Raw genomic sequence first — 1,692 nt, 5'->3', positions numbered from 1 at the left:
CGGCCACCCCGACCGTGCTGAACGCGGTGTCGCTGCTGCTGTTCGCGGTCGCGTGCACCGCCATCGGCTACCTCGGCCTGACCGCGCCGCGGCGGCCGCGGGTGGCGCAGCTGGCGTTCCTGGTGGTGGCCGCGTTCCTGCTGACCAACAAGGTGTGGAGCCCGCAGTACTCGCTGTGGCTGGTGCCGCTGGCGGTGCTGGCGCTGCCGCATCGGCGAATCCTGTTGGCGTGGATGACGATCGACGCGCTGGTGTGGGTCCCGCGCATGTACTACTTCCTTGGCACCGACCGTAAGGGCGTGCCGGAGCAGTGGTTCACCGGCGCGGTCGTGCTGCGCGACCTCGCGGTGATCGGGCTGTGCGCGCTCATCGTCCGGCAGATCTACCGGCCCGCCGAGGACCCGGTGCGCCGCGACGGCGTCGACGATCCAGTGGGCGGCGTGCTGGACGGCGCGGTGGATCCGCCGCTGCCGTGGCTGCCCACCGTCCTGCGGCCGCACGTCGCACCGGCATCGTCAATACGAGGTAGATGATCCGATTACCGCGAATGGCGCAGGTCAAACGGTCGTACGACCGATCGATCGCGATCCGAGCACCGCTGCGGCCGCGGCCAAGACCAGCAGGCCCGCACCGGTCGTGGTGGCGACGTGCATGCCCGTGACGAAGGACCTCTGCGCCGCATCGGCCAGGGCGGGGTCATCGCATGTCCGCGCGAGTGTCTCCCCGAGCGTCGGGGCGAAGTCGCTGCCGGAACGGAATACCAGCGCCGCGAGCGAGCCGAGCAGGGAAAGCCCCAGGGCGTTGCCCAGTTCGATGCTGGTCTCGGTGATGCCGACTGCAGAGCCCGCCCGTTCCGGTGGCACCGCGGCCACCGCCAGGTCGGGCACCAACATGAGCACGATCCCGTAGCCGATACCGGCGATGGTGGAACCGGCCATATACCAGGCGATTCCGCTGTCGACGCTGATGCCGAGCAGAAGCAGGTTACCGACCGCGGCGGCGCCGAGCCCGACCCCGAAGGCGTTGCGCACCCCGAGCCGCCGCGCCACCCCGGCGCCGCTCATCGAGAACACGCAGACTGCCGTCGCCGCGGGAATACCGAGCAGTGCCGCGTCGAGTGCGTCGCGCCCTGCCACCGATTGCAGGTACATGCTGGTCAGCGATCCCATCCCGCCGCCGGACAGCGTGCCGACCAGGCCGGCGGAGACGGCGAGCCGGAACGGTCCGTGCCGGAACAACCGTAGATCCAGCAGCGGTTCGGCAAGCCGTCGCTGCCGCCACACGAACACCAGCAGCACGACCATGCCGAAGACGCCTGCCACGGCCGTCGACGTGGTCATGCCCGCCGCGGCGGCCTCCTTCACGGTGTACACCACCAGCAGGATCCCGGCGATCGACAGCACTACGCTCGGCAGATCCAGCGGTCCCCTCCCGGCCGCTCGATGCTCGGGCAACACGAACGGGCCCAGCGCCAGCAAGACCAGCACCACCGGGATGTTGATCAGGAAGACCGATCCCCACCAGAATTTGTGCAGCAGCACCCCGCCGATGATCGGGCCGATCGCTGACCCGCCCGCCGCGAACGCCGTCCAGGCGGCGATGGCGGTGGCCCGCAGGCGGGGTTCGGTGACCAGGCTCGAGATCAGCGCGAGGCTCGACGGCAGCAGCATCGCACCGCCCAGACCCATCAGC

1 protein-coding gene and 1 pseudogene are annotated in these 1,692 nt (G+C 70.2%); one reads left to right on the top strand and one right to left on the bottom strand.

Annotated elements, in window-relative coordinates; translation table 11 throughout:
• Positions 1 to 533: pseudogene (locus ACFWPJ_RS32130) on the top strand (hypothetical protein); the annotation flags it as partial.
• Between the two features lie 24 nt (positions 534 to 557).
• On the opposite strand, the gene ACFWPJ_RS32125 reads toward ACFWPJ_RS32130, so the two are convergent.
• On the bottom strand, positions 558 to 1,692 hold a 1,135-nt coding region (locus ACFWPJ_RS32125; RefSeq protein WP_378857188.1), incomplete at its 5' end, for an MFS transporter.

This window comes from Nocardia sp. NPDC058497, assembly GCF_042720195.1.
Lineage (GTDB): Bacteria > Actinomycetota > Actinomycetes > Mycobacteriales > Mycobacteriaceae > Nocardia.
The sequence above is the reverse complement of the archived record's forward strand: the minus strand, read 5'-3'. Positions and strand labels throughout refer to the sequence as shown.